Below are 817 nucleotides of genomic sequence, written 5' to 3'. Positions count from 1 at the left end.
CCACGATCGCGATCCGCCGCGTACGTCCGGTCAGCGTCCCGACGCGATCACGAAACCACTTGGCCAGGTCGCTGCCGGGCTGGTAGCGAAGCCAGAGCCAGGCAAGCTGGATCATCGTCGTTCTCGCGCGTGGGTTCCCGGCCCGACTGATCCGCCGATCCCTGTCCATGCCGCCGCTTTGGTAAGGCATCGGCGTGATGCCGACGTAGCTGGCGAGTTGCCGCCGGTTGTCGAACGAACGGTAGAATACCTCGCGCGTGAGAACGGCCGCGAAGTTCGCGCCGACGCCGCGGATAAGGCACAGGCTTGCAATCTTTCCGCAGGCCTGGTCTTTCGGATTGGCGTTGGCCGCCTCGTCTCGTTCAGCTTCGACCTCCCGGATCAACTCCAAGGTCATGACGAGCCGGCGACGCAGACGGTCCAGCTCGGCCCGAAGATGGTGCGCCAATTCCCGGCCGTCGCCGGTCCGGACTGCTGCAAGATCACGATCCCATGAGCGCAGGGAAGGCCTCTTGTATATACCCTGCGTGAACAGCAATGCTTGGATGCGGTTCTCGATGCGCAGCCTCTCCTGCACCAGGTGCTCGCGCTCGCGGTGAATGCGTTTGGCGTCCTCCTCATCTGGCGTGGGCACCCGCACCATGCTGCAGGCCTGACGGTCCCCTTGAAGGTAGGCGGCAAGCACGCGCAGCATGCCTTCCGCATCGAGCCGGCCGGTCTTGGCCCGACGGGCACGCCGATTGATGAGAATGCTGGTTGGCTCGATCACATGATTGGCGATGCCGTGCGTGGTCAGGAACCGATGGAGCCAGAAGCC

1 protein-coding gene is annotated in these 817 nt (G+C 64.3%); it reads right to left on the bottom strand.

Annotated elements, in window-relative coordinates:
* On the bottom strand, positions 1-817 hold an 817-nt coding region (locus EN780_RS35785; RefSeq protein ID WP_128276572.1), incomplete at both ends, for an IS110 family transposase.

It is taken from the genome of Mesorhizobium sp. M4B.F.Ca.ET.089.01.1.1 (assembly GCF_004022605.1).
GTDB classification, from domain to species: domain Bacteria; phylum Pseudomonadota; class Alphaproteobacteria; order Rhizobiales; family Rhizobiaceae; genus Mesorhizobium; species Mesorhizobium abyssinicae.
This window is presented reverse-complemented; position numbering and strand designations above follow the sequence as displayed.